Source organism: Streptomyces aureus, assembly GCF_001418135.1.
Lineage (GTDB): Bacteria > Actinomycetota > Actinomycetes > Streptomycetales > Streptomycetaceae > Streptomyces > Streptomyces aureus_A.
Genome location: NZ_LIPQ01000504.1, coordinates 1 through 3,306, shown reverse-complemented (window position 1 = coordinate 3,306; position 3,306 = coordinate 1). Strand labels below are relative to the sequence as shown.

The window sequence follows — 3,306 nt, the reverse complement described above, 5'->3', positions numbered from 1 at the left end:
CGTCACGCCGGGCCGCCCCGCACACGGACGCCTTCACGGACCCGGTCGGCGGGGCGGCCCGGCGTGACGCCGCGGTGGCCCTGACCACTCCCCCGGACGGCGACTGGCAGCTCTCGGCCCGCCTTCGCGTCGGCTTCCGGTCGGCGTGGGACGCGGGGGCCCTGTTCATCCGCTCCGACGACGACCACTGGGCCAAGCTCAACTTCGAGCAGGCGCCCGACGGAACTCCCAGCGTCTACTCCGTCGTGACCCGCGGCCGGTCCGACGACGCGCTCGCGGGCCCGGTCGCGGGAGAGGCGCTGTGGCTGCGCGTCAGCCGGATCGGTGAGGGCTTCGCCTTCCACGTCTCGGACGACGGCGTTTCCTGGCGCCTGGTACGGCAGTTCGCCCTGGACGGCCCCGGTCCTGTACGGGCCGGCATCGAGGTCCAGTCACCCGTCGGCGAGGGATGCCGCGTCGACTTCGACGACATCCGCCTCACCCCGACCACCCTGGCCCACCTCTTCGACGGTCGTTGACAGCAAGGTCGGCGTCGCGGCGGACAGGACCCCCGCGATGCGGTTCCAGGTCTCCTCGTCGCGGTCGGCCGCGGGAAGGATCTCGCCCGTGCCCGTGCCCCAGGCCGTCGCCAGGGCCACCGGGTCCGCCCCCGTCACCGCGCCCGCCGCGAGGGCAGCGGCGCCGAGGGCCACGAGTTCCTCGGCGGCCGGGACGACCAGGGGACGGCCGGAGAGTCTGCGGACGGTCTCGGTCCAGGTCCGGCCACGCGCCCCGCCGCCGATGAGGCGCAGCGGCCGGTCCCGTACGTCGGGGGCGGCCGGGTCGAGGCCGCAGGCGGCGAGGAGGTGGTCGAGGGCGCGCAGCACCGTGAAGGCCGCGCCCTCGTAGGCGGCACCGAGGACCGACCGCGGGTCCGTGCCGTGCCGGAGGCCGGTGACCAGGCCGGCCGCGTGCGGCAGGTCGGGGGTGCGTTCGCCGTCGAGGTACGGCAGGACGACGACTCCACCGCCGCCGCTTCCGCCCGGTGACGCGTCCTCGCGGTCCAGGCCCAGGAGCGTGGCGAACCGGTCGACGGCGAGCGTGCAGTTGAGGGTGCAGCCGAGGGGGAGGTACGTCCCGTCGGTGGCGGCGAACCCCGCGAGGCCCGGGTCCGCCGGGCGCGCGCGGGTCGCGGCGAAGACCGTGCCGGAGGTGCCGAGGCTGACGACCGGGTGGTCGAGGAGGCCCGCACCGCCGAGGCCGAGGCCGACGGCGGCGGCCATGTTGTCGCCGGTCCCGGCGGCGACGACGACGGTACGGGGCAGCCCGAGGGCCTCGGCGGCGGCCGCGGTCAGGGTGCCCACGCGGGTGGCGCCGCCGGGCGCGACGGCGGGCAGCAGGGCCGGGTCGAGTCCGATGAGGTCGAGGATCCCCGGGTCGTACGCACCAGCGGGCTCCCTGCCGTCGGACCCGGCGGAGATCCCGGGGTCGTACGCACCCGCGGGCACCTTGCCGTCGGATCCGCCGGTCACGTCCCGGAGGCGGTCGGCACCCGCCGTGCCCTCGCCCGCGCGGGCACCCCTCCCGTACCAGCACGTCCCCGAGGCGTCCCCCGGGTCGGTCACCGCGATCCCGGTGAGGCGCTCCGTGAGGTGGTCGTGCGGGAGGCGGACCCCCGCGACGGCCTCCGCACGGCGGGGTTCGTGCTCGCGCAGCCACTGCCATTTCGCGGCGGTCATGGAGGCCACGGGCACCGAGCCCGTGCGTTCGAGCCAGGCGGCTGGGCCGCCCAGGCGGGCGGCGAGGGCGGCGGCCTGCGGGGCGGAGCGGGTGTCGTTCCAGAGCAGTGCGGGGCGCAGGGGGCGGCTGTCCGCGCCGAGGGTGACGAGACCGTGCTGCTGTCCGGCGACGGCGATGCCGGTGACGGCTCCGGCCGGGACGCCCGCGTCCCGTACCGCCGCGCGGACGGCCGTCACCAGGGCGCTCCACCACTCCTCGGGGTCGCTCTCGCGCGCGCCGGCGGAGCCGGTGACGGTGTGCGGGGCGCGGCCGACGGCGAGGAGCTCGCCGGTGTCGGCGTCGACGGCCGCGGCCTTGGTGGACTGCGTGGAGCTGTCCACGCCGATCACGACGGAGCGCCTCGTGGGCACGCCCTCACCTCTTCCCTGTAGTGCGTCACCGTAGGTCGTCACGGGAGCCGATTCGTGGCGGGGGCTGGCGCCCCGGTGTGTCCGTACCGTATTAGTTATCTCAGAAAACAAATCCCCGGAGCAAGAGAAGGACACACCATGCCGGAGCTCTTCGCCCCCACCCCCGAAGACCGCTTCACCTTCGGCCTGTGGACCGTCGGCTGGCAGGGCCGCGACCCGTTCGGCGAGGCCACCCGCCCGGCCCTCGACCCCGTCGAGACGGTCGAGCGGCTCGCCGCGCTCGGCGCGTACGGCGTCACCTTCCACGACGACGACCTGATCCCCTTCGGCGCTCCCGACACCCAGCGCGACGCGATCGTCAAGCGCTTCCGGGCCGCGCTCGACCGCACGGGGCTCGCGGTGCCGATGGCCACCACGAACCTCTTCACCCACCCCGTCTTCAAGGACGGCGGGTTCACGGCCAACGACCGGGACGTGCGCCGCTTCGCGCTCCGCAAGACCCTCCGCAACATCGACCTGGCCGTCGAACTCGGCGCCACGGTGTACGTGGCCTGGGGCGGCCGTGAGGGCGCCGAGTCCGGCGCGGCGAAGGACGTCCGGGTCGCTCTCGACCGGATGAAGGAGGCCTTCGACCTGCTCGGCCAGTACGTCACCGAGCAGGGCTACGACCTGCGCTTCGCCATCGAGCCCAAGCCGAACGAGCCGCGCGGCGACATCCTGCTGCCCACCATCGGGCACGCCCTGGCCTTCATCGAGCGCCTGGAGCGCCCCGAACTCGTCGGCGTGAACCCGGAGACGGGCCACGAGCAGATGGCCGGACTCAACTTCCCGCACGGCATCGCACAGGCGCTCTGGGCGGGCAAGCTCTTCCACATCGATCTGAACGGCCAGTCCGGCATCAAGTACGACCAGGACCTCCGCTTCGGGGCGGGCGATCTGCGCCAGGCGTTCTGGCTGGTGGACCTGCTCGAGACGGCCGGGTACGAGGGCCCGCGCCACTTCGACTTCAAGCCGGTGCGGACGGACGGCTCCGACGGGGTGTGGGAGTCCGCGAAGAACTGCATGCGCAACTACCTGATCCTCAAGGAGCGCGCGGCGGCCTTCCGCGCCGACCCGGACGTCCAGCAGGCCCTGGCCTCCTCGCGCCTGCCCGAACTGGCCGTCCCCACGGCCGCCG

At 74.7% G+C, this 3,306-nt stretch carries 3 protein-coding genes; 2 read left to right on the top strand and 1 reads right to left on the bottom strand.

What is annotated here, in order from left to right:
- Nucleotides 1-518 (top strand): DUF1349 domain-containing protein (locus tag AOK00_RS32425; protein WP_055603742.1); only part of this gene is annotated, 518 nt, incomplete at its 5' end.
- On the opposite strand, the gene AOK00_RS32420 is transcribed toward AOK00_RS32425, so the two are convergent.
- Entirely contained in the window at nt 432-2,129 is a 1,698-nt protein-coding gene (locus tag AOK00_RS32420; protein WP_079042304.1) for an FGGY family carbohydrate kinase, read from the bottom strand. The two genes, AOK00_RS32425 and AOK00_RS32420, sit on opposite strands and share 87 nt — an antisense overlap.
- A 138-nt stretch (nt 2,130-2,267) precedes the next feature.
- On the opposite strand from AOK00_RS32420, the gene xylA reads away from it, so the two are divergent.
- A partial coding sequence (gene xylA / locus AOK00_RS32415; protein ID WP_055603741.1) for a xylose isomerase occupies nt 2,268-3,306 on the top strand: 1,039 nt, incomplete at its 3' end.